Origin of the sequence: Bacillus cereus group sp. N11 (genome assembly GCF_016483605.1) — a bacterium.
Lineage (GTDB): Bacteria > Bacillota > Bacilli > Bacillales > Bacillaceae_G > Bacillus_A > Bacillus_A toyonensis.
Genome location: NZ_JAEHBN010000005.1, coordinates 55,863 through 79,541, shown reverse-complemented (window position 1 = coordinate 79,541; position 23,679 = coordinate 55,863). Strand labels below are relative to the sequence as shown.

The window sequence follows — 23,679 nt, the reverse complement described above, 5'->3', positions numbered from 1 at the left end:
TACCTTACCTTTTTGTATTTAGATTTTTACAGGAGTATTTATCATTCCATAATCATAAAATGATGTTTCTCATGTATGGCTAATAGTTGAATAGATTGAATCAAATTAGGATAGTGAGCAATTGGATCTAAAAATACGATATGCCCTGCAATATTTTCTTCTATATTTTGAATGAGTTTTTTTATTTCATTTGTTTCACGTGTAAGTAATTCTTCTAATTGAGTTACATTCATAGATTGATAGACTTTTTTTGAAGGGGTTAAAATCCAAGGTGCTTTCATTCCTTTGCCATGCTTTTCTTTATATTCGGCATAAATGTCATGTATGTCAGTTGCAAATGGGGTGTTTCTTCTGAGCTTGGCATAAGGGATAAGAGTGAAAGAGAATTTAATCGCTACTTTTAGCATTTTTGCAATTAAATATAGGTGATAAAAATGCTCTCCAATAGACCATTTTCCATTCTTTTGCTGATACCACAGTTGTTCTTGAGATAGTGAATGGAGATGAGGAAGGAATTCGTTCCTTTGTACATGTAATGTATGAAAATGTTTTGAGATATTTTCAGATTTCATATTTTGACACCCTCCACATTTTTCCTAATTATAGCATTTTTCGTGTGGATGTAAGTAGGCCTAGAGCAATTTGCTCTAGGCCTACAATGTATCGATTAATCATACTTATGTCGATCTTCCGTAATTCGAATATACTCAATATCCATTAAATCTCGTAGTAATGCACCATTACTTAGTTCAATTCCGTGTGTCTCTTTAAAATGTGCACGAATCGTCTCTAACATTTCAATTTCTTTTCCATTCACATCTAAAATAATACGTTCAGAATCATCCATGTAGCATCCTCCTTTTTTACACATATATATTTTGTCCGTCTATTTCTAAAAAATGTATGTTAACCTAAAGTTAGGAAATAAGAAAGGGATGAAAAATGAGACGTATTTATTTTATAGGGCTAATTTTGTACACATTAATTGTATTACATGTTGCATTCCCAAATATCTTTTCATTTGAGGATGTAGAAACAGTACACGTTGCGATATTTATTTTTGCTCTATTTGTAGTAGATTGCTTTATTTCTATATGGCTTTCGAAAAGAAAACATGTACAAGATAAAAAAGAAATGGAACGGAAAAAGAGAAAACGTTCATTTTGGATGATGACGTACTGTTTGTCTTTAGTATTTACTGCTGCCTTTTTTAGTGAGTATATTCCATTAGAAAGATTAAATATTGGTTTTGGAGCGTTCGTATTTGCATACTATTTTTTCATGCATTTTCTTCCTTATATGAAAGAGAAGCGAGGAGGAGAGGAAGATCCTCTTGTAGAAGAAGCGAGAGAACGCGAGTATAAGAGAATAGAAGAAGATATACAAAAACTCGGAGAACAAAAATGGTATTTGAAATCAAAAATCATATATGTTTTTTGTTTCATTACGCCGCCAATCGGTTATTTGTATGTTTTCTTTCTTCGTAAAAAAATGACAGAAGATGCAAAGCAATCTTATTTAACGGTAGCTACGATCATGATGGCGCTGTGGTCCTTAAAATTTCTTCCGCCTTATGTATTAGCAATTACTGTTGTTATTGTGGCTTGTCTTGTATTTATAGTAAAATATATGAAATGAAAAACACCAAGCCCATCTGGACTTGGTGTTTTATTTATACATTAAAGATCACCTTGCTCCTCATCACCACGAACAACAAGGACATCGCATTTCGCATAGCGAATAATATGTTCAGAGACGCTACCGATTAAGAAACGCTCAACAGCATTTAAACCAGTCGCACCACACATAATTAAATCTACTTTATGGTTTGGAGCGATTTCTTTTGAAATTTTAGATTTAGGATTACCAAATTCTAATACAGTTTCAATTTTTTCAAGGCCAGCTTCAAGCGCAGTTTTTTTGTAGTCTTCTAATAAGTCTTCTGCAAATAGATTTGCACGTTCAGCAATTGCGCGGCTATAAGCTTCTACTGCTGAGTATGCTTTTACATCAACGATATGAGCAATTGTTAATGTTGCATTGTTTCGTTTTGCGACTTGAATTGCTTTTTTAAAGGCTTTTTCTGCTTCTTTAGAACCGTCCACCGCGATTAAAATATTTGTATATGTATTATTCATAGTAAATTCCTCCCAATCATTTTTATTACCTTTTACAACTTTATTATAAAACAAATTTTGGTAATGTGCTTGTCGGAAACGTTACAGAATTTTGAAAACTTTGTTTTAATTCATTTTAGTTGTAATTGGTGCGAGAACTTGTTACATATGAACTATAGCAATTTAAAAGGGGGCAGTTTTGTGAGACATGCGCTCATTACAGCCGGTACGAAAGGTTTAGGAAAGCAAGTAACAGAAAAATTATTGGCTAAAGGCTATTCAGTAACAGTAACATATCATAGCGATATAACGGCTATGGAAACGATGAAAGAAACATATAAAAATATGGAAGAGCGTCTACAATTCGTGCAAGCGGATGTCACGAAAAAGGAAGATTTACATAAAATAGTAGAAGAAGCGATGAGCCGTTTTGGCAAAATTGACTTTTTAATTAATAATGCTGGTCCATATGTATTTGAACGGAAAAAGTTAGTCGATTATGAAGAAGAAGAATGGAATGAAATGATTCACGGCAATTTAACAGCGGTATTTCATTTATTAAAACTTGTCGTTCCGGTCATGAGAAAACAGAACTTTGGCCGTATTATTAATTACGGATTTCAAGGGGCAGATAGTGCACCGGGATGGATTTATCGCTCAGCTTTCGCGGCAGCAAAAGTAGGACTTGTTTCATTAACGAAAACAGTTGCTTACGAAGAAGCGGAATACGGTATTACTGCGAACATGGTATGTCCTGGTGATATTATTGGTGAAATGAAAGAGGCGACAATTCAAGAAGCACGCCAGCTGAAAAGTCATAACACACCAATTGGTAGATCTGGAACAGGTGAAGATATCGCAAGAACGATTTCGTTTTTATGTGAGGACGATTCCGATATGATTACCGGTACAATTATTGAAGTGACTGGTGCAGTGGATGTTATTCATAGACATCGATAGAACAAAATAAAATGGAGTTTTAAATAATTGGACAGTTTATCCTTCATACTAAGAGATGCGGATAATACTGTCCTTTCATGTAATATTAAATCTATCGGAAAACTTGTGTTATTTTTTTGTCAAATATTGAGATATTATGTTAGAATATAAGGGCGTAGAAAGCGCTTTAAAAAATGATTCAGGGGTCATTTCATAACTCAAGGGGGAACTAATAATGCGTATCGGTATTCCAACAGAAATTAAAAACAATGAAAACCGTGTGGCAATGACGCCAGCGGGAGCAGTACATTTAGTACAAAATGGTCATGAAGTTTTTGTTCAAAAAGGAGCAGGTTTAGGATCTGGCTTTACAGATGAAGAATACGTACAAGCTGGTGCGAAACTTGTTGAAACTGCTGAAGAAGCATGGAACCAAGATATGGTTATGAAGGTAAAAGAGCCAGTTGCAAGTGAATACGGTAATTTCCGCGAAGGTTTAATTTTATTCACATACTTACACTTAGCTCCAGAACCAGAATTAACGAAAGCATTAATTGATAACAAAGTGGTATCAATTGCATACGAAACAGTACAATTAGACAATCGTTCTTTACCATTACTTGCACCTATGAGTGAAGTAGCTGGTCGTATGTCTGCACAAATCGGTGCACAGTTCCTTGAGAAAAACAAAGGTGGTAAAGGTATTTTACTTGCAGGCGTTCCAGGGGTGAAACGCGGCAAAGTAACAGTTATCGGTGGTGGTCAAGCTGGTACAAACGCAGCGAAGATTGCAGTAGGTTTAGGTGCAGATGTAACAATCATCGACTTAAGTGCAGAACGTCTTCGTCAATTAGATGACATTTTCGGTAACCAAGTAAAAACGTTAATGTCTAATCCTTACAACATTGCAGAAGCAGTAAGAGAATCTGATCTTGTTATTGGTGCGGTATTAATTCCAGGTGCAAAAGCGCCAAAACTTGTAACAGAAGAAATGATTCAATCAATGGAACCAGGTTCTGTCGTTGTAGATATTGCGATTGACCAAGGTGGTATTTTCGAAACAACTGACCGTATTACAACTCATGACAACCCAACTTACGAAAAACATGGCGTTGTTCATTATGCAGTTGCAAATATGCCAGGTGCGGTTCCACGTACATCAACTCTTGCATTAACAAACGTAACAGTACCATATGCAGTACAAATTGCTAACAAAGGCTATAAAGACGCTTGCTTAGGCAATTCTGCATTACTAAAAGGTATTAACACATTAGATGGATATGTAACATTCGAAGCAGTTGCAGAAGCGCACGGCTTACAATACGCTGATGCAAAAGAGCTTCTTGAAAAAGCTCCTGCTTTATCATAATAGAAATATATGTAGAGCCTTCCTTTTATTAGGAAGGCTTTTATTTAAGGGGAAAACATTGTACAATTAAAATAAAAAGAAATAAAGATGTAAATAGGAGGGGCAATATGGGGTATATTTATGATATTTTGTCAGTGGGTTTGCTTATAGCAGGAATTATTACAATGGTTGTAGGCAAAAAGAAAAATGATCTGAAATTAAGAGGGATTGGTATTGGGATTGTAACTGCAGTACTTATCATTGGATTACCAGATTTTGCAAAAGGTTACATGGAAGGTGTACTTTCTGCTGGAGATAGTGCATTTCCGATAAAATAGAAAGGATGATCTTTAATTTCTCTTATAGTTAGGAGAGATTGGAGGTCATTTTTTATTTGAATTTTCCATATGGAATTTTTTTCTTGTTAGTAAAATGCCTCTTATGCTAATTTAAAGATAAGTATATAAAGGGGTGTAAAGAGGGGGATTCTATGGAAAAGATAAATTTAATAGATTTAACAAAAGATATAAAAGATCAACATAAAAACTTCGTCGTTTCAAATATAAACAGTCATTGTTTACGAATCGCTGTATTTACTGGTGAATATGATTGGCACTATCATTCTAATTCGGATGAATTATTTATTGTGCTAGAGGGAGAATTACTTATTGATTTTGAAGATGGAGAAACAGCGGTTTTAAAGCCAAATGATTCTATCTTAATTCCAGCATGTACGATTCATAGAACGAGAGCATTCAAGAGAACTGTAAATCTTTGTTTTGAAAATATAGAGGCTGATACGATTATAGTGGAGCAATTATGAGGGAATTATCTGTAGCCCAGTATAGAAAAATACTTTCGATTTTAGAAAGTAATACAAGAACCACAACTTTTGCTTATGCAGTATGTGATCAAACGATAGATGGTAGGGTTTTTGCAAACGAGGAGTTAACAGCAGGACTAATTATCACAGCTAATGGCATTTATTATTTATTTGGTAATACGCAAGAGAAAAGTTATAACGAAGATGAATTTTCGTATATAAAAACGGCCATTGAAAAAACAGAGAAGAGATTTACATTGTTCACTTCAAGTGAAGAATGGGAAATGATGTTAGAAGAGCGTTTTAGTAATGTGCTTCGGAAAATCCCGCGAATGAAATTTCAAAGAGTAACCTTTGAAGAGAGAAAGCGAGATTGTAACAAAAATACATATGAAGTGAAGCGTATTGATAGAAGAGATATAGAGCGAAGCAGTGAATTTAAAGAGGAGTACTACAAAGAATATTGGGGATCAAAAGAAACGTTTTTGAATAGTGGTTTTGGATTTTGTATAGAACAAGGTGGGATAATTGTAGCTGAATGCGTCTCAATATTTAGCGGGAATGGTTTTGCTGAAATAGATATTGCAACACATGAAGCGCATCAAGGGAAAGGATTAGCTCAAGCTGTTGCAAAACGGTTCATTGAACATTGCATGCAAAATGATATTATACCGAGCTGGGATTGTTATGTAGACAATATTCCTTCACGAAAATTAGCTAGTAAATTAAGTTTTTATCATCCAATAGAATATAGTTTGTACGTAAGAAAACGGGGGAATAAAAATGAATGTAGAATTAACGAGATTTAAAGTTAAGCCTGGTAAGAGTCATCGAGTAGATGAATGGATGCAGCTTCTTAATGACAATATGAAAGAAGTCCTTTTGACATTAAACGACGAAAAGATGTATGTTGAGACAATTTTCCGGGAAATAAGAGATGGAGAAGAGTACTTATATTGGTATTCTGTGCAAGGAGAAGGCGGGGCTCTTGTCGAAAATTCTCATCATGAAATTGATAAAAAGCATGTAGCGTTTTGGTATGAGTGTATTGATGAAGAAGCACCGTCTGTTGATATGAAAACAGAAGTTGTTATGATTCAAGATGTTGTGAAGGAAGCGATGAAATAATAGAATAGTGTTTTTTGGAGAAGCACATTAAAATAGATGTGCTTTTTATTATGCAAAATTTTAAAAAAGAAAAGCTGTATTTAGATATTTTTCAGTGAAAATAAAGGGGGATTTCAAGAGCATTTTAGGACAAACTATAATGAAAAGACCTACCAATATACGGTGTAGTCGTAACAGGAAAAATAGAGGATTTACAAAGTTTACAAGGGTTACCGTATATTAAGGTTGCTGTTAGAGGTGTAACAGTTGAGAAATATTGATTACAAGTAATTAATGTGAATAATCAGAAAATTTATGTTATAATATGGGAAAAGGAGGTTTATATGAGGCAAATACATGGAGCAATTTATATTTACATAACAATGTTTTTCGTGGCGATATCCTATGGATTGGGGCACGTGTATTCGCATCCTATACTAACTTTTTTAAGCGGAGCATGTATGGCGTTTGCGCTTCTTGTCCACCTTTTCTCAGTTTGGATCGTAAAATTTCAATTAAATATTAGTGAAATAGAAGAAGGCACTTTTTAAAGGGCCTTCTTTTTTAGTAATATTGGCGAAGTCCTTGTAGTAATTTTTCAATTTCGTATTCAGTTTCCTTACATATAGATATTGTACGTAATCTGAAAAATAAGCTACGTAAGAAAGCTTTTATATTTCCGTATAGAAATTCGTATGATTCAATATGTAGCGTTGATTTTTGAACTTGTAATTGAGTTGCTAAATCACGAAGGGCTAATATGAGTACTTCTTCCTTTAGGCCATTTTGCAGCATTGCGACAATTGGATAAACGAGACGCTCATCTTCTTCGTATTTGTAATAGATGGAATGAACACAAACTTTGTTTAATAAAGTTTGTAATATTTCTTCGTAATATAAATTTTCCAGTTTAGGACTATTCACAAGCGCTTCAAATGTATCGGAAGCATGAGCGACACTATGCGCCCAGCCACGTTCTTGGACATAGCCTCGTAAGTCGTGCTCTTTGTTCATATATAAAATTAATTGATCTTTTACATTTAATATATCAGTCTGTGATAAGAAATTATGATTTGTATCCGCATCAATAATGAGCGCAATTAATAATGTCGTAAATGCACGGGTAAATACCGCATCTTCGTCATCCGAATGAATCTTATACAATAAATATTTATCACTGATGCTTTCTAATAATAGTTTCTGCAAGTGTGAGTGTGAAATATAGCCCTTCTTGATGAGATGATAAAAAGTAGAGTAAATAAGTTTATCCCTTAAATAACTATCAGTAACACCGATATGTTCAAGCATATTGGAACTTAAAGAATTGATATGAATTGTGTTGTCCAGTATGTAATTATTATTACGAATTTCTTCTAACTGTTGTTGTAACATATAAACCTCCTATTTTAGAAAATTCTGCATTTTAATAATGTAATAAAAGGAAGAAATAGAAAATAAAGTGAAGCTTTAATCAGTAGGGGGTATTCATCCCCCACCTAACTTCTTTGCTTTCACCGAATTTTGAGGTAGGGAGTCTTACTGCCCGTTAATGCGGGATAAATAAGTGCTTTTGAATGGAGGGCATTATGAAGAGAGCATTATTCTTTTTTATAAGTATTTTCTTTTTAGGAAGTTGTTCGATTTCGTATGTTACTTTTTCTAGCGAGAGCAAAAGTTGGACGGGGCAATATAAAGGGCATATTAAGGATGACAGTGAAGATGGAATATTTACGTTTCAGTATAAGGGCGGAGATGGAAATACAGAATTTAAAAATTTGGAGATTTCTATTCATGGGACCTTTAGTACAATGACAGAAACGTCAGAAGTTCATAAAGGAGCAAGGATTGAAATGAAATCTTCTTGTGTAAGTTGTGCGCCTCTATCTAAAGATGAACCGATAGAGATTGTGATTAAATGGGATGATAAGTATGAAGAGAAGATGGTTTTAAAGCGGAAATAGCAAACATAGAGTGAGGGATAAAAATGAGTAGGAATATGAGAGTTTCTATGTATATATTTTTTAGTGTATTTCTAATCATATTATCAGCGTGTACTACAAAACAAGTAGAGGTAAAAAAAGTACCTGAAGAAGGGTATGTCATAGTAAGAAATGATGCGGTATTTTTTGTCGGTGATAAAACGTTTAATACAAAAGTAGAGTTGCAACATTATATAGAACAACAAATGAATAAAGAACATCCATCAGATATAGTGTTGAGCTTTAAGGAGAAAAACGCATCTAATCAATTAAAAACAGGAGATAAAATAAAAGTATGGTCTTCTCACATACTTGAAAGTTACCCAGGACAAATGATTGTAGAGAAATTTAAAGTAGTAGAAAAATAGAAAAAGGCAGCAATTAAGCTGCCTTTTTCTTATTTTACAAATTGTAATTCTTTCGGGAATTTCGTTAAAATTTCTGATCCGTCTTTTGTGATGTAAATATCATCTTCAATACGAACGCCACCTACGTTTGGTACGTAAATACCTGGTTCGATTGTGAAGACCATACCTTCTTTTAATAGAGAATCGTTGCCTTCTTTTACATCTGGATATTCGTGAACGCTAATTCCAAGTCCGTGACCAAGTCGGTGTGGGAAGAAGTCTCCGTAACCTGCATCCGCGATAACAGAACGAGCAGCATTATCAATTGCGCCAAGTGTAACGCCTGGTTTACATGCTTCAACTGCTTGTAGTTGTCCAGCAAGTACAGTGTTGTAAATGCGAGTTTGTTCTTCAGAAAGTTCACCGAATGCTACTGTACGTGTAATATCAGAGCAATAACCGTCAATAATTACGCCTAAATCAAATAGTACGAAATCGCCGCGCTTCATTTTGTTAGCACCTGGAATACCGTGTGGAAGAGCAGAGTTAGCACCTGCTAATACCATCGTATCAAATGACATTTTATGTATGCCTTTTGTTTTTAATTCGTGTTCAATAATTGCTAATACTTCTAGTTCGCTGCGGTTTTCTTTAATTGCATTTACCCCAACTTCAACAGCATAGTCTGCCATTTTAGCTGCTTCACGTAAAATAGAAAGTTCTTTTTCATCCTTAATTAAACGAAGCTCGCGAACTTTTTCCTCTGCTGATTTGAAAGCTGCACTTGGGAATAATTTTGTTAATTCTTCGTAACGTTCTACGTTTAAATGTTCTTTTTCAATTGCAACTGCATTTGCATTGATGCCACGGTCTTTAATTGCTTTTGCAATCATATCCCATGGTCTGTCAGTATCAGTAAATCCGATAATTTCATGTGCCCATCCAGCGTTACGTGCTTGGCCTTCTTCCATTTTAGGGCAAATTAAAATAGGCTCTTTTTCTTGGAATACAAACATACCAAGTAGTCTTTCGTGTGGTTCACAGTGGAAGTTTGTCATGTAGAAAACGTTTGGTGTAGAAGTTAAGAACGCGGCTTCTACGTTTTTTTCTTTTAGCCATTGCATTAAATTTTCTAATCTAGCATTCATCGATTGGCACCCCCGAGATATTTAATTACAAATATAACTTTACCTCGGAAGAAAGCGTTATGACAAGTAAATAGATGTTAGAAAAGACAGGGAATTGAAAAATCATGTAGAATAAAAAGTGAGAATGTGAATAGGGGAGGAATGTAATAATGAAAGTATCTTATCATGGGCATTCAGTTGTAAAGATTGAAACGAATGGAAAAGTGATTTTAATTGATCCATATTTAACGGGAAATCCGAAAACAGATTTAAAGGCTGAAGATGTAAAAGTAGATGCAATTCTTTTATCGCACGGTCATGGTGATCATGTTGGAGATACAGTAGAGCTTGCGAAGAAAAATAATGCAGTTGTTGTGGCGCCATTTGAACTAGCGACATTTTTAAGTTGGCAAGGTGTAGAAACACATCCGATGCATATTGGTGGTTCACATGAATTTGACTTCGGAAAAGTGAAGTTTACACAAGCATTCCACGGCTCTAGTTATATTGATGAAGAAAATAAGACGATTACATATACAGGTATGCCAGCGGGTATTTTATTTACAGCAGAAGAGAAAACGGTTTACCATGCAGGGGATACGGCTCTATTCTCTGATATGAAGTTAATTGGGGAACTGAATGATATAGATATAGCGTTTTTACCAATTGGTGATAATTTCACAATGGGACCAGAAGATGCTGTTTTAGCAGCAAAATGGATTCATGCGAAAACTGTTGTACCGATGCATTACAATACGTTCCCAGTTATTGAACAGGATCCATATCAATTTGTAGAAAAACTACAAAATTGTACAGGGAAAGTATTAGAAGTTGGAGAAAGTATTACGCTATAAAACAGATACCCTTCATTTGAAAAGACAAGTGAAGGGCTTTTTATGCGTGTAGTACAGCTTTTAAAGTCTGTATTTGTTTAGTTGACTCTTCTCTTTTTGAACGCGGCTGTTCAGGAGTTTCATTCAAATCCATTGCAACTTTTTTCCCATCTACACAAGCTAAAAATACTGCGCCTATAACCTCTAAAATTTTTTTCATCATGTATTCGCTCCTTTGTTTCATTTCTTGTCATAATTGTATATGGAAGTGTGTGGACGAACTATCGAACGAGATGACAATAGCATTACATTGTTGTAATGGAATGACTAGTGGAATGTAAGGGTCATTTTGTTATAAAAAAAATAGTACAGATATACAAAGAGAGAGTGTAACAGTTTTGAAAATATAGTATACTGGGAATACAACACATGAAGAATTTAGGGAAAAGAAAGTATGGTGAAACCATTTGGCTACCAAACATAATCAAATTTTAGAACATATTAATAGCCTACCGGTAGGGCATAAAATTTCTGTAAGGCAAATTGCGAAAGATTTGAGTGTAAGTGAAGGGACAGCTTACCGTGCGATTAAAGATGCAGAAAATAAAGGATATGTTAGTACAATTGAACGTGTCGGAACAATTCGAATTGAACAAAAGAAGAAAGAAAATATCGAAAAACTAACATATGCAGAAGTCGTTAACATTGTCGATGGTCAAGTACTTGGAGGCAGAGAAGGACTACATAAAACATTAAATAAATTCGTAATCGGGGCTATGAAATTAGAAGCGATGATGCGCTATACAGAAGCGGGGAACTTGCTTATCATCGGGAACCGTACGAATGCACATCAATTAGCATTAGAAACAGGGGCCGCTGTATTAATTACAGGTGGATTTGATACAGAAGAGCATGTGAAAAAGTTAGCAGACGAATTGAAGTTGCCAATTATTTCGAGTAGCTATGATACATTTACGGTCGCAACGTTAATTAACCGCGCAATTTATGATCAACTTATTAAGAAAGAAATTGTACTCGTTGAAGATATTTTAACACCGATTGAAGAAACACTATATTTAAAGCCTAGTGATATCGTGCAGAAATGGCATGAGTACAATGAAGAGACGATGCATGGACGTTATCCAATTGTGGATGAAAATAAAAAGGTGTTAGGTATCGTAACTTCGAAAGATATGATTGGTGTTGCGAAAGATACACCAATTGATAAAGTGATGACGAAACACCCTATTACGGTAAATGGAAAGATGTCTGTCGCAGCTGCAGCGCGTATGATGGTATGGGAAGGTATTGAATTACTTCCTGTTGTGGAAGATGGAAATAAATTGCAAGGTATCATTAGTCGTCAAGATGTACTTCAGGCATTACAGATGATTCAGCGTCAACCACAAGTTGGTGAAACGATTGATGATATTGTAACGAATCAATTTATGACGCCGAAAGAAGCAAAAAATGAGCATTTGTATCAATTTTCAGTGACACCACAAATGACGAATTCAATCGGAACATTATCTTACGGTGTATTTACAACAATTGTGACAGAAGCAACAAACCGTGTCATTCGTGCTCAGAAGAAGAGTGATTCAATTGTTGAGAACTTAACAATTTATTTTGTAAAGCCGGTTCAGATTGATAATGTTGTATCCGTTCATCCGAAAGTATTAGAAATTGGCCGTAAATTTGGTAAGGTTGATGTAGAAGTACACCATGAAGGTAATGTTGTTGGAAAAGCATTACTTATGGTGCAATTGATTGATAAATAAAAAGATGGAACAAATCGTTTTGATTTGTTCCATCTTTTTTTATGTAGAGAGTGATTTATATAATATTAAATGACAGAATATTAATTTATTTAGATGGTAGACTATGTTACAATTATATTGTAAGAAAATGGATTTTGAGGAGGCGGTATGCAATATGTCATCAGAAATAATCTTCTTTGGTGGTATCGCACTATTTTACTTTCTTGTAATGATACCGATCCAATATTTATATTTACAAGGTTTACATGAAAAAAGGAAACGTACAGGATTATCTCAGCGAGAACTATATGAAAAAATGTCTTTTGAAGAGGAACAATTACATTTTCATGTGCAAGGCAACCTATTTAATATACCTTCTGCGTTTGTTGCATATATGATTTTAAAAAGTAGAGGACGTAAAAAAGCATCACAATGGTGATGCTTTTTTACGTTGCTTCATAAGCTTCTGCTTCTTTAACTGCTAATGGAAAGAAATGTTTATATTGGCGAAATCCATTAAATGCACTCGCACTACCAAATAGAACGAATAAAACACCGACGATCATACGAGCGGTTGAAAGTTCTAAAAAGAATTGGTTTATCCCGAAGAATAAGACGAATGAACCGAGTGCCATTGCGGATTTTCCTGAGAGCCAACCTTTTTCCATTGGGCGGTTTGTACGAAAGTATTTTGTTTTGTAGAAGAGGTACAACATAAATGAGACGATAATACAGAAGACTAATACTGGCATAATGCACACTCCCATCGCTTTGTGAAAAATTATAGTGAAGAAAAAAGAAATATCTAAACTTTCTAATTTTTATTATAAAGCAATTGTTCGCATGTATGAAATACTTTCCGTTATAATGGAGGATAAAGTGAAGAAGTTGAATAAAAAGGAGATTATACATATGCATGAGCAAATTTTAGGAGCAATTAAAGAATTTGAGACAATTATTATTCATCGTCATGTGCGTCCGGATCCAGATGCGTTAGGTTCACAAGGCGGTCTTGGTACGATTTTGCAAGAATCGTTTCCAGAGAAAAATATTTATACGGTTGGGTACAATGAACCGTCACTAGCATACTTACGAGTAATGGATAATATTGAAGATAGCGTATACGAAAATGCACTTGTTATCGTTTGTGATACTGCGAACCAAGAACGTGTTGACGATCAACGCTATACAAAAGGGAAGATATTAATCAAAATTGATCATCATCCAAATGAAGATCCGTACGGAGATATTACGTGGGTAGATACGACAGCAAGTTCTACAAGTGAAATGATTTATGAGTTTTATAACTATGGAAAAGATAAAGGATTAAAAATAACAAAAGAAGCAGCTCGCCTTATTTTAGCAGGGATTGTTGGGGATACAGGTCGTTTCTTATTCCCGAATACAACAGCAAAAACACTCCTTTACGTAAGTGAGCTTGTTGATATGGGTGTGAAATTCACAGATTTATACAATGAAATGTATAAGACAAAAGAAAAAATCGCTCGTTTAAATGGCTATATTTTACAAAACTTTACGATGGTAGAAGAAGGAGCAGCTTACATTAAATTAACGAAAGAAGTATTAGAAGAATTTGATGTACTTCCTTCTGAAGCATCTGGTGTTGTTGGAGCTCTTGGTAATATTGACGGATTAAAGGCATGGGTTCTATTTTTAGAGGAAGACGATGTAATTCGTGTTCGCCTTCGTTCAAAAGGGCCAGTTATAAATAAATTAGCAATGCAATATAACGGCGGAGGACATCCGATGGCTTCTGGTGCAAAAGCATCTTCTTGGGAAGAAGCGGATCGTCTGTTTGCTGATTTACGTGATATTTGTAAATAAGAGAGTATATGTTAAAACGAAAAGAAGGAGCGGCGCTTAAGCCCTCCTTCTTTATTTTTCTTTCTCTATATCAATACTAATTTCAAGTACAGTATCAAAAGAAATTGTATCGACTTTAAAGCGGTATATACGATCGTAATGTTTGTACGTTTTGTTTTCGATTGCTTTTTTGAGTAGGTCTTTATTTTTTGCGATACTTTGAATGTTTTTCGTTAAAAGATGCTGGAGGTCATTATGGATAGAAGTGGTCATATTTTCGAGTGTTAGATTGTCTAAATCATATTTTTCTCGATTTATTATTTTTATTTTAATCTCTTGAATTGTTAAGAGACGTTTATTTTCTGTGTTCAACTTTTCTTGATCTTCGAGAAGGACGTGGAGCTTTGCTTCTTGTTTTTCTATAATTTCTCTTTGTTCTGCTATTTTACTAGCTTGTTCTTCTTGAAAAACACCGTATATGTACAAAAAAATAAACCAGCTCAACACGCCTCCAACAGCAGCACCAGCTAAAACTAAGTACCATCTTTTTGCTGTATTGGCACTTGGCACTCTCATACATGTTCCTGCGTTAGCCATTTAATAATAATAAGACCTGTTTGCATACCGCCAGTTGCGAAAAAAATAAGGAGAATTTGTTTTACGATATCTTTCATATCTCCGCCAAAGAAACTTCTTTCAAAGCTATAAAAGGTATCGAATGTTCCGCCGATTGCTGCAACGAGTGCCCAAATTCTTAAATTTTGGGCGAATTGATTAATGTAAGTTAGAGCTGGTTTTCCGATAAGAAACGCACCAAATCCACCAATTAATGAACCGCCAAGTATAACCCCAAAGGCAATAAAATAACTAATAATAAGCAGAGAGAAAAAAGTATGTTCTCTTACATCCATCGTCATTCCCCTTTCTTCTTCATATATATGGACAAAGTATGAGAAGTATGTTTTGATTTCCGCTTTCCTCATCACCTATAATGAAAGTAGTCAAATAGGTAAAGAGAGGGTACAACAGTGAAGTTTGTGCATTTACAATGTCAAACCGTTTTTAGTTTATTAAAAAGTGCTTGTAAAATTGATGAGCTTGTAGTCAGGGCGAAAGAGCTTGGTTTTTCATCGTTGGCTATTACGGATGAAAATGTTATGTATGGCGTTATTCCGTTTTATAAAGCATGTAAGAAACATGGTATACAGCCTATTATCGGCTTAACAGCTTCTATTTTTAGTGAAGAAGAAGAAAAGTCTTATCCGCTCGTCTTACTTGCTGAAGATGAAATAGGCTATCAAAATTTATTAAAGATTTCTAGTAGCATTATGACGAAGTCAAAAGAGGGTATTCCGAAGAAGTGGCTTGCGCATTATGCGAAAGGATTAATTGCTATTTCACCAGGTAAAGATGGCGAAATTGAGCAATTATTACTAGAAGACAATGAGAGTCAGGCTGAAGAAGTAGCTCGCACATATCAAAATATGTTCGGCCATTTTTATATGAGTTTGCAGCATCATGCGATTCAAGATGAGTTGCTTTTACAAGAGAAACTACCTGAATTTATTAGTAGGGTTAATATTCCAGTCGTTGCAACAAATGATGTGCGCTATATTAATCAAAGTGACGCGCTCGTTCACGAATGTTTACTATCAGTTGAAAGTGGAACGAAAATGACTGATCCAGACAGGCCGAGGCTCAAAACGGATCAATATTATTTAAAGTCATCGGATGAAATGGAAGCACTATTTTCTCACACGGAAGAGGCGATTTACAACACTGTAAAAATTGCAGAACGTTGTAAAGTAGAAATACCGTTTCATGTAAATCAATTACCGAAATTTCCTGTTCCATCTAACGAGACGAATGATATTTACTTACGCCGTGTTTGTGAAGAAGGCTTGCATAAACGTTATGGTACGCCAAAAGAAGTGCATATAAAGCGTTTGAATCATGAACTAAACGTCATTTCTAGTATGGGATTTAGTGATTATTTTCTCATCGTATGGGACTTTATGAAGTATGCACATGAAAATCATATTTTAACAGGACCAGGCCGTGGATCGGCAGCTGGCTCACTCGTTTCGTACGTATTAGAAATTACAGATATTGATCCGATTGAATACGATTTGTTATTTGAAAGATTTTTAAATCCCGAACGTGTGACCCTTCCGGACATTGATATCGATTTTCCAGATATAAGACGTGATGAGATGATCCGATATGTGAAAGATAAGTATGGTCAGCTCCGCGTGGCGCAAATTGTAACGTTTGGGACGCTTGCAGCGAAAGCAGCAATTAGAGATATTGCTCGTGTAATGGGGCTTCCGCCGCGAGACATTGACATATTTTCAAAACTTATTCCATCAAAGCTTGGTATAACGTTAAAAGATGCATATGAAGAATCACAATCACTCCGTGAGTTTATACAAGGGAATCTTCTTCATGAGCGTGTGTTTGAAATTGCAAAACGTGTAGAAGGCTTACCTCGTCATACGTCTATTCATGCCGCTGGCGTTATTATGAGTCAAGAACCGTTAACAGGTAGTGTAGCAATTCAAGAAGGACATAACGATGTTTATGTTACGCAATATCCTGCTGATGCATTAGAAGAACTCGGGTTGCTCAAGATGGACTTTTTAGGCTTACGTAATTTAACGTTACTTGAAAATATTATAAAGTTTATTGTGAAAAAAACGGGGAAAGAAATTGATATAAGGAATTTACCTCTCCAAGATGAAAAGACGTTCCAATTGCTAGGGAGAGGGGATACAACGGGGGTATTCCAGCTTGAATCAGGTGGTATGCGAAATGTACTTCGCGGATTAAAACCGAATGAGTTTGAAGACATTGTCGCTGTTAACTCGTTATACAGACCAGGACCGATGGAGCAAATCCCAACCTTTATTGAATCGAAGCACGGAAAAAGAAAAATTGAATATTTACATCCGGATTTAAAGCCGATTTTAGAAAGAACATACGGTGTAATTGTATACCAAGAACAAATTATGCAAATTGCATCGAAGTTAGCAGGGTTTTCGCTCGGAGAAGCGGATTTATTACGCCGAGCAGTGAGTAAAAAAAATCGTGATATTTTAGATCAGGAACGTCAGCATTTCGTGCAAGGTTGTTTGCGAAACGGATACGATGAGACATCAGCAGATAAAATTTACGATTTAATTGTAAGATTTGCGAATTACGGTTTTAACCGAAGTCACGCTGTAGCTTACAGTATGATCGGATATCAGCTTGCCTACTTAAAAGCGAATTATACGTTGGAATTTATGACAGCATTATTATCAAGTGCAATTGGAAATGAAGATAAGATTGTGCAGTATATACGAGAAACGAAGCGGAAAGGTTTCCACGTTTTGCCACCGTCACTTCAGAAGAGTGGTTACAACTTCCAAATAGAAGGGAATGCGATACGTTACAGCTTACTTTCAATTCGAAATATCGGAATGGCTACAGTGACGGCATTGTTAGAAGAACGAGAGAGCAAAATGTTTGAGGATTTATTTGAATTTTGTCTTCGTATGCCAGCGAAGTTTGTAACAGAACGAAATTTAGAGGCGTTCGTCTGGTCGGGATGTTTTGACGATTTTGGTATTTCGAGAACGAATTTATGGAAAAGCCTTAAAGGAGCGTTAGAGTACGCAAATCTTGCCCGTGATTTAGGGGATGCTGTTCCAAAATCAAAATATGTACAAGGAGAAGAGCTCTCTTTTATTGAACAGTTAAATAAAGAGAAGGAAGCACTTGGCTTTTATTTATCAAGCTATCCGACAGCGCAGTATGTGAAGTTAGCAAAAGAATTAGAAATTCCATCTCTCGCTCAGGCGATGCGAAATAAGAAAAAAGTACAAAGGGCTATCGTGTATATAACAAGTGTGAGAGTCATTCGTACGAAAAAATTGCAAAAGATGGCGTTTATTACATTCTGTGATCAAAATGATGAAATGGAAGCGGTTGTTTTCCCGGACACGTATATACATTTCTCAGACAAGTTACAAGAAGGGGCAATTGTTTTAGTTGACGGTACGATTGAGCTAAGAAATCATAAGCTGCAATGGATTGTAAACGGACTATATCCGTTAGAAGAAATGGATGTTTATGAAGAAAAGAAAGATGCATCTGTTTACGTGAAATTGCCGTCTCAGTATGAAAAAAAGCTTTTGAATCAGGTTACAAAAATATTGTTTGACTATTCGGGTTTTGCGAAAGTACTAATTTATTATGAAAAGGAACATAAAATGGTACAATTATCTCGAAGTTTATCGATTCATCCAAGTGAAAAATGCTTAGGAACACTTCGTGAAATTGTCGGGGAAGAGAATGTAGTTGTGAAAATATAATGGACAATTTCCCTACACTTCGATTATTATAGTAGTAGTGTTCGTGGTCAGACCACTTGGAGAAATTGATACCAGCTAGAATAATTTGAGGAGAGTGGATAGTTTGTCAACACTTCGTGAAGAAGCACTTCACATGCATAAAGTGCATCAAGGAAAATTAGAAACTGTATCAAAAGTAAAAGTAGAAAATGCAAAAGATTTAAGTCTTGCATATTCTCCAGGGGTTGCAGAGCCTTGTAAAGAAATTTATGACGATAAAAGTAAGGTATATGAATATACGATGAAGGGAAATATGGTAGCAGTTGTGACGGATGGAACGGCTGTACTCGGTCTTGGTAACATTGGACCTGAAGCATCTCTTCCAGTAATGGAAGGTAAAGCTGTATTATTCAAGAGCTTTGCTGGTGTAGATGCATTCCCAATCGCCTTAAATACAAACGATGTAGATAAAATTGTTGAAACTGTAAAATTAATGGAGCCAACTTTTGGCGGCGTTAACTTAGAAGATATCGCAGCACCAAACTGCTTCATTATTGAAGAACGTTTGAAGAAAGAAACAAATATTCCTATCTTCCATGATGATCAACACGGAACAGCTATCGTAACAGTAGCGGGCCTTGTGAATGCGCTGAAATTAGTTGGAAAGAAAATGTCTGACATTAAAGTTGTCGCAAATGGCGCAGGTGCAGCAGGTATTGCAATTATTAAACTTTTATATCGCTATGGAGTACGCGACATTATTATGTGTGACCGTAAAGGTGCAATCTATGATGGTCGTCCTACTGGTATGAATCCAGTGAAAGATGAAGTTGCAAAATATACAAATAAGAATCGTATAGAAGGTTCTTTAGCTGATGTTGTACAAGGTGCGGACGTATTCATTGGTGTATCTGCAGAAGGTGCATTAACAGAAGAGATGGTTCGTACTATGAATGACAATGCGATTATTTTTGCAATGGCGAATCCGGTTCCGGAAATTATGCCAGAATTGGCAAAAGCAGCGGGCGCAGCTGTTGTTGGAACAGGTCGTTCTGACTTCCCGAACCAAGTAAATAATGTACTAGCGTTCCCTGGTATTTTCCGCGGTGCACTTGACGTACATGCGACACAAATTAACGAAGAAATGAAGATGGCAGCTGTACAGGCTATTGCTGAGCTTGTAGCAGAAGATGAGTTGAATGCAGACTATATCATTCCGGCACCGTTTGACGCGCGTGTAGCGCCTCGAGTGGCAGCTTACGTTGCGAAAGCAGCAATGGAGACAGGAGTAGCTCGTCGTCAAGTAGATCCAAATGAAGTTGCTGAGAAAACAAAACAATTAGCGCTGATTGGTAAAGAATAAGCGAGGAATTTCCATTGACATCATCAAATACAAAAGTATATCTCGAAATTGTAAAAAAAATCCGTTCCATTATGGAAGAGGATGGATTGGTAGCAGGGGATCGTTTGCCGTCTGAGCGGGAGCTAAGTTCACGCTTAAACGTAGGACGCTCATCTGTAAGAGAAGCATTGCGTGCTTTAGAACTGGTAGGGTTAATTGAAACGAGACGTGGTGAAGGGACGTTTATTCGAAACTTTTACGATAACGGTCTTGTACAACTAATTGCTCCGTTTCTATTGCAAGATGAGAAAACAATTCGTGATTTATTACAAACAAAACGATTGCTTGAGAAAGATATGATTCGAATTGTATGTAATTTACCGAAAGAAACATTTTCTAAAGTGCTAAGTAGATTACAGAAAGTGCTTGAAGAAAATGAAAGTTCGATTCCAATGCTTCACCAAACGTTCTTTAAAACACTAATTGAACAAGTCGATAATTATTTACTATATCGCATTTGGATGATCGTAAATGATTACGTAGCAACTCTTTCTTGTAAAGTTTCAGGAGATTCTATCGATATGTATAGAAAGCTTTATGCTACTTTGGAAGAAAAACAAGAAAATGATGCACTAAAAATTTACGATGAATTAGTAGAGAATATACAGTTTCACTCGTAATGTATAAAATTTGTCGAAATGACCATGACACGTTATGACAAACATTCTACCGCATAGCGGTTAAAGTTAAACGTAAAGAGAGAGGTTATTAGACAGATTGAGAAGATAAGGCTAACATCAAACATTGGTGTTAGCCCCATTTTCTTCTTACGCTAACCTTAGCTCTCAACGAAGGGGGTCAAATTGTGCTAAGAGATTTATTCGTGAAAAAGAAAAAGTATGCTGCAATACCTTCAGAACAAGTACGAAAAGATGTACCAGATGGCGTTATGACAAAATGTCCGAAATGTAAAAAAATCATGTATACGAAAGAACTTCTGAAAAATTTAAAAGTATGTGTGAACTGTGGATATCATCATCCTATGAATGCATGGGAGCGCCTTGATAGTATATTGGACGAAGGGTCATTCCGTGAGTATGACAAAGAAATGGTTTCATTAAATCCACTCGAGTTTCCGGGATATGAAGAGAAATTAGAGAACGATCGTAAGAAGACTGAATTGAATGAAGCGGTTGTAACTGGTGAAGGAACAATTGATGACATGCTTGTTGTTGTTGCAGTAATGGATTCTCGTTTTCGAATGGGGAGCATGGGCTCTGTTGTAGGAGAAAAAATTGCCCGTGCGGTTGAAAAGGCATACGACTTACAAGTTCCATTTATTATCTTTACTGCTTCGGGTGGTGCCCGTATGCAAGAAGGTATATTAAGTTTAATGCAAATGGCAAAAACAAGCGTAGCTTTGAAAAAGCATAGTAATGCAGGAGGGTTATTTATTTCTGTTATGACTCACCCAACGACGGGCGGGGTTTCAGCGAGTTTTGCTTCACTTGGTGATTATAATCTTGCAGAGCCAGGTGCACTTATCGGATTTGCTGGTAGACGTGTAATTGAACAAACAGTGCGTGAGAAACTACCGGAAGATTTCCAAACGGCAGAATTTTTACTAGACCATGGTCAATTAGATGCGGTTGTGCATCGTGATGATATGAAAGAATCACTTCGTAAGATTTTAGAAGTTCATCAAGGAGGGGAAATGGCTGTATGGCAGAGCTAGAATTTGAAAAACCAGTTGTTGAGCTAAGAAATAAGATCCGTGAACTGAAAGACTATACGAAAAACAGCCAGATGGACTTCAGTGAGGAGATTCGTATTTTGGAAGACAAGCTAGAAAATTTAGAGGAAGATATATACGGCAATATGAAAGTATGGGACCGTGTGCAAATTGCTCGTCATGCAGAACGACCGACAACGCTCGATTATATTGAGCACTTATTTACTGATTTTTTTGAATGTCATGGAGATCGCCTATTTGGCGATGATGCAGCGATTGTCGGCGGCATTGCGAAATATAAGGGGATGCCTGTAACTGTAATTGGGCATCAGCGCGGAAAAGATACGAAAGAAAATATTCGTCGTAATTTTGGGATGCCTCATCCAGAAGGATATCGAAAAGCACTGCGTCTCATGAAACAAGCGGAAAAGTTTAATCGTCCTATTATTTGTTTCATCGATACGAAGGGAGCTTATCCTGGTAAAGCAGCTGAAGAACGTGGACAAAGTGAAGCTATTGCCCGCAATCTATTTGAGATGGCAGGTTTAACGGTACCAGTTATTTGTATCGTTATCGGTGAAGGCGGTAGTGGTGGTGCGCTAGGTCTTGGAGTAGGAGATTACATTCATATGCTAGAAAATTCCACTTATTCTGTTATTACACCAGAGGGTGCAGCGGCAATTCTTTGGAAAGATGCAGGAAAAGCGAAGGAAGCTGCAGAAGCAATGAAAATTACAGCAGCAGATTTGAAAGAATTAGGTGTAATTGATGAAATTATTCCAGAGGCAAAAGGTGGAGCTCACCGTAATCTTTTAAAACAGTCAGAAAATATAGACTTAATGATTAGAAAAACTTTTGAACAATTAAACGGAATTTCGAAAGATGAATTAATCGAAAAACGTTATGAAAAATATATGAAAATTGGGCAAGTTTCGTTTTCAAACGCTTCCATTGGGATAAAATAAGAAAAGCGTGCGTTCCTCTTCGCGAATGCACGTTTTTATTATGAAAAGACACATCTTCTCCATTGTGTTTTTATATTTTTTCGTGTTATTTTATTATAAGGCAAATAATCTTTATGAGGTGAGTACAAATGAAACGTATTGGTGTATTAACAAGTGGTGGAGATTCACCTGGTATGAATGCTGCCATTCGTGCAGTTGTTCGTAAAGCGATTTTCCATGATATTGAAGTATATGGTATTTACCATGGATACGCTGGATTAATTTCTGGTCACATTGAAAAATTAGAACTTGGTTCTGTTGGCGATATTATCCACCGCGGTGGTACGAAATTATATACAGCAAGATGTCCTGAGTTTAAAGACCCAGAAGTACGACTAAAAGGTATCGAGCAATTAAAGAAACACGGTATCGAAGGACTTGTTGTTATTGGTGGAGATGGCTCTTACCAAGGTGCTAAAAAATTAACTGAACAAGGATTCCCATGTGTTGGTGTACCAGGTACAATCGACAATGATATTCCTGGAACAGACTTCACAATTGGTTTCGATACAGCTTTAAATACTGTTATTGATGCAATTGATAAAATCCGTGACACAGCTACATCTCATGAACGTACATATGTTATCGAAGTAATGGGACGTCATGCTGGAGACATCGCATTATGGGCTGGTTTAGCTGATGGTGCAGAAACGATCTTAATTCCAGAAGAAGAGTATGACATGGATGATGTAATCGCTCGTCTAAAACGCGGTAGTGAACGTGGGAAAAAACACAGTATTATCATTGTAGCTGAAGGTGTTGGAAGTGCAATTGACATCGGTAAGCATATTGAAGAAGCAACAAACTTTGATACTCGTGTAACTGTATTAGGTCACGTACAACGTGGTGGATCACCAAGTGCACAAGACCGTGTATTAGCAAGTCGTCTTGGCGCAAGAGCAGTTGAGTTGTTAATTGCTGGTAAAGGTGGACGCTGTGTAGGTATTCAAGATAATAAACTTGTTGATCATGACATTATCGAGGCGTTAGCTCAAAAGCATACAATCGATAAAGATATGTATCAATTATCTAAAGAATTATCCATCTAATCGGCGTAATGTCG

At 36.0% G+C, this 23,679-nt stretch carries 29 protein-coding genes and 1 pseudogene; 21 read left to right on the top strand and 9 right to left on the bottom strand.

What is annotated here, in order from left to right:
* Nucleotides 1–41: 41 nt before the first annotated feature.
* Both JDS98_RS09920 and JDS98_RS09915 read right to left on the bottom strand, forming a co-directional pair.
* A complete protein-coding gene (locus JDS98_RS09920) occupies nucleotides 42–572 on the bottom strand; it encodes a DinB family protein (protein ID WP_199632136.1) in 531 nt (176 codons plus the stop codon).
* Between the two features lie 95 nt (nucleotides 573–667).
* Nucleotides 668–847, bottom strand: coding sequence for a hypothetical protein (locus JDS98_RS09915; protein WP_052943339.1), 180 nt, complete (start codon nucleotides 845–847; stop codon nucleotides 668–670).
* A 95-nt stretch (nucleotides 848–942) separates the two neighbouring features.
* Here JDS98_RS09915 and JDS98_RS09910 point away from each other — a divergent pair, with 95 nt between their 5' ends.
* The gene (locus tag JDS98_RS09910) at nucleotides 943–1,638 is read left to right on the top strand and encodes a hypothetical protein (RefSeq protein WP_199632135.1); all 696 of its coding nucleotides are present in this window, start codon (nucleotides 943–945) and stop codon (nucleotides 1,636–1,638) included.
* A 41-nt stretch (nucleotides 1,639–1,679) separates the two neighbouring features.
* Here JDS98_RS09910 and JDS98_RS09905 read toward each other — a convergent pair whose 3' ends face one another.
* The gene (locus JDS98_RS09905; RefSeq protein WP_001066672.1) at nucleotides 1,680–2,138 is read right to left on the bottom strand and encodes a universal stress protein; all 459 of its coding nucleotides are present in this window, start codon (nucleotides 2,136–2,138) and stop codon (nucleotides 1,680–1,682) included.
* Nucleotides 2,139–2,285: 147 nt separating this feature from the next.
* On the opposite strand from JDS98_RS09905, the gene JDS98_RS09900 reads away from it, so the two are divergent.
* From JDS98_RS09900 to JDS98_RS09865, 8 genes and pseudogenes are all read left to right on the top strand, one after another.
* A complete protein-coding gene (locus JDS98_RS09900; protein ID WP_016109188.1) occupies nucleotides 2,286–3,077 on the top strand; it encodes an SDR family oxidoreductase in 792 nt (263 codons plus the stop codon).
* 214 nt (nucleotides 3,078–3,291) lie between these two features.
* Nucleotides 3,292–4,425, top strand: coding sequence for an alanine dehydrogenase (gene ald, locus JDS98_RS09895; RefSeq protein WP_001219395.1), 1,134 nt, complete (start codon nucleotides 3,292–3,294; stop codon nucleotides 4,423–4,425).
* A 107-nt stretch (nucleotides 4,426–4,532) separates the two neighbouring features.
* Nucleotides 4,533–4,742 (top strand): hypothetical protein, encoded by a 210-nt coding sequence (locus JDS98_RS09890; RefSeq protein WP_000540692.1) that lies wholly within the window; start codon nucleotides 4,533–4,535, stop codon nucleotides 4,740–4,742.
* A gap of 152 nt (nucleotides 4,743–4,894) precedes the next feature.
* Nucleotides 4,895–5,227 (top strand): cupin domain-containing protein, encoded by a 333-nt coding sequence (locus JDS98_RS09885; protein WP_098911627.1) that lies wholly within the window; start codon nucleotides 4,895–4,897, stop codon nucleotides 5,225–5,227.
* Nucleotides 5,224–6,036, top strand: coding sequence for a GNAT family N-acetyltransferase (locus tag JDS98_RS09880; protein WP_199633844.1), 813 nt, complete (start codon nucleotides 5,224–5,226; stop codon nucleotides 6,034–6,036). The genes JDS98_RS09885 and JDS98_RS09880 overlap by 4 nt, the downstream gene beginning before the upstream one ends.
* Nucleotides 6,011–6,355, top strand: a complete 345-nt coding sequence (locus JDS98_RS09875) for a DUF6176 family protein (protein ID WP_052943344.1) — start codon at nucleotides 6,011–6,013, stop codon at nucleotides 6,353–6,355. The genes JDS98_RS09880 and JDS98_RS09875 overlap by 26 nt, the downstream gene beginning before the upstream one ends.
* Nucleotides 6,356–6,498: 143 nt before the next feature.
* Nucleotides 6,499–6,615, top strand: a pseudogene (locus JDS98_RS30865) (anti sigma factor C-terminal domain-containing protein); the annotation flags it as partial.
* Nucleotides 6,616–6,678: 63 nt separating this feature from the next.
* Complete coding sequence (locus JDS98_RS09865; RefSeq protein ID WP_001248905.1) at nucleotides 6,679–6,885, top strand: hypothetical protein; 207 nt, start codon at nucleotides 6,679–6,681, stop codon at nucleotides 6,883–6,885.
* A 13-nt stretch (nucleotides 6,886–6,898) separates the two neighbouring features.
* On the opposite strand, the gene JDS98_RS09860 is transcribed toward JDS98_RS09865, so the two are convergent.
* A complete protein-coding gene (locus JDS98_RS09860; RefSeq protein WP_000941467.1) occupies nucleotides 6,899–7,726 on the bottom strand; it encodes a DUF2785 domain-containing protein in 828 nt (275 codons plus the stop codon).
* A 194-nt stretch (nucleotides 7,727–7,920) separates the two neighbouring features.
* Between JDS98_RS09860 and JDS98_RS09855 the strand changes: the two genes are divergently transcribed.
* Together JDS98_RS09855 and JDS98_RS09850 are read left to right on the top strand one after the other, a co-directional pair.
* On the top strand, nucleotides 7,921–8,295 hold the full coding sequence (locus tag JDS98_RS09855; RefSeq protein ID WP_000816705.1) for a hypothetical protein: 375 nt from the start codon (nucleotides 7,921–7,923) through the stop codon (nucleotides 8,293–8,295).
* Nucleotides 8,296–8,318: 23 nt separating this feature from the next.
* Nucleotides 8,319–8,681, top strand: a complete 363-nt coding sequence (locus tag JDS98_RS09850) for a DUF3221 domain-containing protein (RefSeq protein WP_016109182.1) — start codon at nucleotides 8,319–8,321, stop codon at nucleotides 8,679–8,681.
* A 29-nt stretch (nucleotides 8,682–8,710) separates the two neighbouring features.
* Here JDS98_RS09850 and pepQ read toward each other — a convergent pair whose 3' ends face one another.
* A complete protein-coding gene (gene pepQ, locus JDS98_RS09845; RefSeq protein WP_199633842.1) occupies nucleotides 8,711–9,808 on the bottom strand; it encodes a Xaa-Pro dipeptidase in 1,098 nt (365 codons plus the stop codon).
* Nucleotides 9,809–9,957: 149 nt separating this feature from the next.
* Here pepQ and JDS98_RS09840 point away from each other — a divergent pair, with 149 nt between their 5' ends.
* Entirely contained in the window at nucleotides 9,958–10,641 is a 684-nt protein-coding gene (locus tag JDS98_RS09840; protein ID WP_199633841.1) for a metal-dependent hydrolase, read from the top strand.
* 40 nt (nucleotides 10,642–10,681) lie between these two features.
* On the opposite strand, the gene JDS98_RS09835 is transcribed toward JDS98_RS09840, so the two are convergent.
* Nucleotides 10,682–10,843, bottom strand: a complete 162-nt coding sequence (locus JDS98_RS09835; protein ID WP_000976100.1) for a hypothetical protein — start codon at nucleotides 10,841–10,843, stop codon at nucleotides 10,682–10,684.
* 244 nt (nucleotides 10,844–11,087) lie between these two features.
* Here JDS98_RS09835 and JDS98_RS09830 point away from each other — a divergent pair, with 244 nt between their 5' ends.
* Entirely contained in the window at nucleotides 11,088–12,401 is a 1,314-nt protein-coding gene (locus JDS98_RS09830; protein ID WP_000201581.1) for a DRTGG domain-containing protein, read from the top strand.
* 154 nt (nucleotides 12,402–12,555) lie between these two features.
* Nucleotides 12,556–12,819, top strand: a complete 264-nt coding sequence (locus tag JDS98_RS09825) for a DUF3949 domain-containing protein (RefSeq protein ID WP_000093555.1) — start codon at nucleotides 12,556–12,558, stop codon at nucleotides 12,817–12,819.
* Nucleotides 12,820–12,826: 7 nt separating this feature from the next.
* Here the strand turns inward: JDS98_RS09825 and JDS98_RS09820 are convergent, their stop codons facing one another.
* Complete coding sequence (locus JDS98_RS09820) at nucleotides 12,827–13,132, bottom strand: YtpI family protein (RefSeq protein ID WP_001144779.1); 306 nt, start codon at nucleotides 13,130–13,132, stop codon at nucleotides 12,827–12,829.
* Nucleotides 13,133–13,292: 160 nt separating this feature from the next.
* Between JDS98_RS09820 and JDS98_RS09815 the strand changes: the two genes are divergently transcribed.
* Nucleotides 13,293–14,225, top strand: a complete 933-nt coding sequence (locus JDS98_RS09815) for a DHH family phosphoesterase (RefSeq protein WP_199633839.1) — start codon at nucleotides 13,293–13,295, stop codon at nucleotides 14,223–14,225.
* Between the two features lie 51 nt (nucleotides 14,226–14,276).
* On the opposite strand, the gene ytrI is transcribed toward JDS98_RS09815, so the two are convergent.
* Complete coding sequence (gene ytrI / locus JDS98_RS09810; RefSeq protein ID WP_001265733.1) at nucleotides 14,277–14,780, bottom strand: sporulation membrane protein YtrI; 504 nt, start codon at nucleotides 14,778–14,780, stop codon at nucleotides 14,277–14,279.
* Nucleotides 14,777–15,190 (bottom strand): YtrH family sporulation protein, encoded by a 414-nt coding sequence (locus JDS98_RS09805; RefSeq protein WP_002034291.1) that lies wholly within the window; start codon nucleotides 15,188–15,190, stop codon nucleotides 14,777–14,779. Before JDS98_RS09805 ends, ytrI begins: the two co-directional genes overlap by 4 nt.
* 42 nt (nucleotides 15,191–15,232) lie before the next feature.
* Between JDS98_RS09805 and dnaE the strand changes: the two genes are divergently transcribed.
* The 6 genes from dnaE to pfkA all read left to right on the top strand — a co-directional run bounded on the left by dnaE (nucleotide 15,233) and on the right by pfkA (nucleotide 23,665).
* A complete protein-coding gene (dnaE, locus tag JDS98_RS09800; protein ID WP_098711753.1) occupies nucleotides 15,233–18,559 on the top strand; it encodes a DNA polymerase III subunit alpha in 3,327 nt (1,108 codons plus the stop codon).
* A gap of 133 nt (nucleotides 18,560–18,692) precedes the next feature.
* Nucleotides 18,693–19,901, top strand: coding sequence for an NADP-dependent malic enzyme (gene ystJ, locus JDS98_RS09795; protein ID WP_162148121.1), 1,209 nt, complete (start codon nucleotides 18,693–18,695; stop codon nucleotides 19,899–19,901).
* 14 nt (nucleotides 19,902–19,915) lie between these two features.
* Nucleotides 19,916–20,560, top strand: coding sequence for a FadR/GntR family transcriptional regulator (locus tag JDS98_RS09790; RefSeq protein ID WP_000204451.1), 645 nt, complete (start codon nucleotides 19,916–19,918; stop codon nucleotides 20,558–20,560).
* Between the two features lie 185 nt (nucleotides 20,561–20,745).
* A complete protein-coding gene (gene accD, locus JDS98_RS09785) occupies nucleotides 20,746–21,615 on the top strand; it encodes an acetyl-CoA carboxylase, carboxyltransferase subunit beta (protein WP_000942864.1) in 870 nt (289 codons plus the stop codon).
* Nucleotides 21,603–22,577 carry an acetyl-CoA carboxylase carboxyl transferase subunit alpha gene (accA, locus tag JDS98_RS09780; protein ID WP_000818790.1) on the top strand — a complete coding sequence of 325 codons (975 nt, stop codon included), beginning with the start codon at nucleotides 21,603–21,605 and terminating at the stop codon, nucleotides 22,575–22,577. Before accD ends, accA begins: the two co-directional genes overlap by 13 nt.
* 128 nt (nucleotides 22,578–22,705) lie before the next feature.
* A complete protein-coding gene (gene pfkA / locus JDS98_RS09775) occupies nucleotides 22,706–23,665 on the top strand; it encodes a 6-phosphofructokinase (RefSeq protein WP_000821156.1) in 960 nt (319 codons plus the stop codon).
* Nucleotides 23,666–23,679: the final 14 nt, after the last annotated feature.

What these genes read in the sequence shown, in the direction of transcription:
- JDS98_RS09885 (WP_098911627.1), top strand. Translation starts at nt 4,895, where the DNA reads ATGGAAAAGATAAATTTAATAGATTTAACAAAAGATATAAAAGATCAA.
- JDS98_RS09850 (WP_016109182.1), top strand. Translation starts at nt 8,319, where the DNA reads ATGAGTAGGAATATGAGAGTTTCTATGTATATATTTTTTAGTGTATTT.
- JDS98_RS09905 (WP_001066672.1), bottom strand. Translation starts at nt 2,138, where the DNA reads ATGAATAATACATATACAAATATTTTAATCGCGGTGGACGGTTCTAAA.
- ystJ (WP_162148121.1), top strand. Translation starts at nt 18,693, where the DNA reads ATGCATAAAGTGCATCAAGGAAAATTAGAAACTGTATCAAAAGTAAAA.
- pfkA (WP_000821156.1), top strand. Translation starts at nt 22,706, where the DNA reads ATGAAACGTATTGGTGTATTAACAAGTGGTGGAGATTCACCTGGTATG.
- JDS98_RS09920 (WP_199632136.1), bottom strand. Translation starts at nt 572, where the DNA reads ATGAAATCTGAAAATATCTCAAAACATTTTCATACATTACATGTACAA.
- pepQ (WP_199633842.1), bottom strand. Translation starts at nt 9,808, where the DNA reads ATGAATGCTAGATTAGAAAATTTAATGCAATGGCTAAAAGAAAAAAAC.
- JDS98_RS09815 (WP_199633839.1), top strand. Translation starts at nt 13,293, where the DNA reads ATGCATGAGCAAATTTTAGGAGCAATTAAAGAATTTGAGACAATTATT.
- JDS98_RS09875 (WP_052943344.1), top strand. Translation starts at nt 6,011, where the DNA reads ATGAATGTAGAATTAACGAGATTTAAAGTTAAGCCTGGTAAGAGTCAT.
- JDS98_RS09860 (WP_000941467.1), bottom strand. Translation starts at nt 7,726, where the DNA reads ATGTTACAACAACAGTTAGAAGAAATTCGTAATAATAATTACATACTG.
- JDS98_RS09890 (WP_000540692.1), top strand. Translation starts at nt 4,533, where the DNA reads ATGGGGTATATTTATGATATTTTGTCAGTGGGTTTGCTTATAGCAGGA.
- JDS98_RS09865 (WP_001248905.1), top strand. Translation starts at nt 6,679, where the DNA reads ATGAGGCAAATACATGGAGCAATTTATATTTACATAACAATGTTTTTC.
- JDS98_RS09840 (WP_199633841.1), top strand. Translation starts at nt 9,958, where the DNA reads ATGAAAGTATCTTATCATGGGCATTCAGTTGTAAAGATTGAAACGAAT.
- JDS98_RS09835 (WP_000976100.1), bottom strand. Translation starts at nt 10,843, where the DNA reads ATGATGAAAAAAATTTTAGAGGTTATAGGCGCAGTATTTTTAGCTTGT.
- JDS98_RS09825 (WP_000093555.1), top strand. Translation starts at nt 12,556, where the DNA reads ATGTCATCAGAAATAATCTTCTTTGGTGGTATCGCACTATTTTACTTT.
- JDS98_RS09855 (WP_000816705.1), top strand. Translation starts at nt 7,921, where the DNA reads ATGAAGAGAGCATTATTCTTTTTTATAAGTATTTTCTTTTTAGGAAGT.
- ytrI (WP_001265733.1), bottom strand. Translation starts at nt 14,780, where the DNA reads ATGAGAGTGCCAAGTGCCAATACAGCAAAAAGATGGTACTTAGTTTTA.
- JDS98_RS09880 (WP_199633844.1), top strand. Translation starts at nt 5,224, where the DNA reads ATGAGGGAATTATCTGTAGCCCAGTATAGAAAAATACTTTCGATTTTA.
- JDS98_RS09900 (WP_016109188.1), top strand. Translation starts at nt 2,286, where the DNA reads ATGAACTATAGCAATTTAAAAGGGGGCAGTTTTGTGAGACATGCGCTC.
- ald (WP_001219395.1), top strand. Translation starts at nt 3,292, where the DNA reads ATGCGTATCGGTATTCCAACAGAAATTAAAAACAATGAAAACCGTGTG.
- JDS98_RS09910 (WP_199632135.1), top strand. Translation starts at nt 943, where the DNA reads ATGAGACGTATTTATTTTATAGGGCTAATTTTGTACACATTAATTGTA.
- JDS98_RS09820 (WP_001144779.1), bottom strand. Translation starts at nt 13,132, where the DNA reads ATGCCAGTATTAGTCTTCTGTATTATCGTCTCATTTATGTTGTACCTC.
- JDS98_RS09915 (WP_052943339.1), bottom strand. Translation starts at nt 847, where the DNA reads ATGGATGATTCTGAACGTATTATTTTAGATGTGAATGGAAAAGAAATT.
- accA (WP_000818790.1), top strand. Translation starts at nt 21,603, where the DNA reads ATGGCAGAGCTAGAATTTGAAAAACCAGTTGTTGAGCTAAGAAATAAG.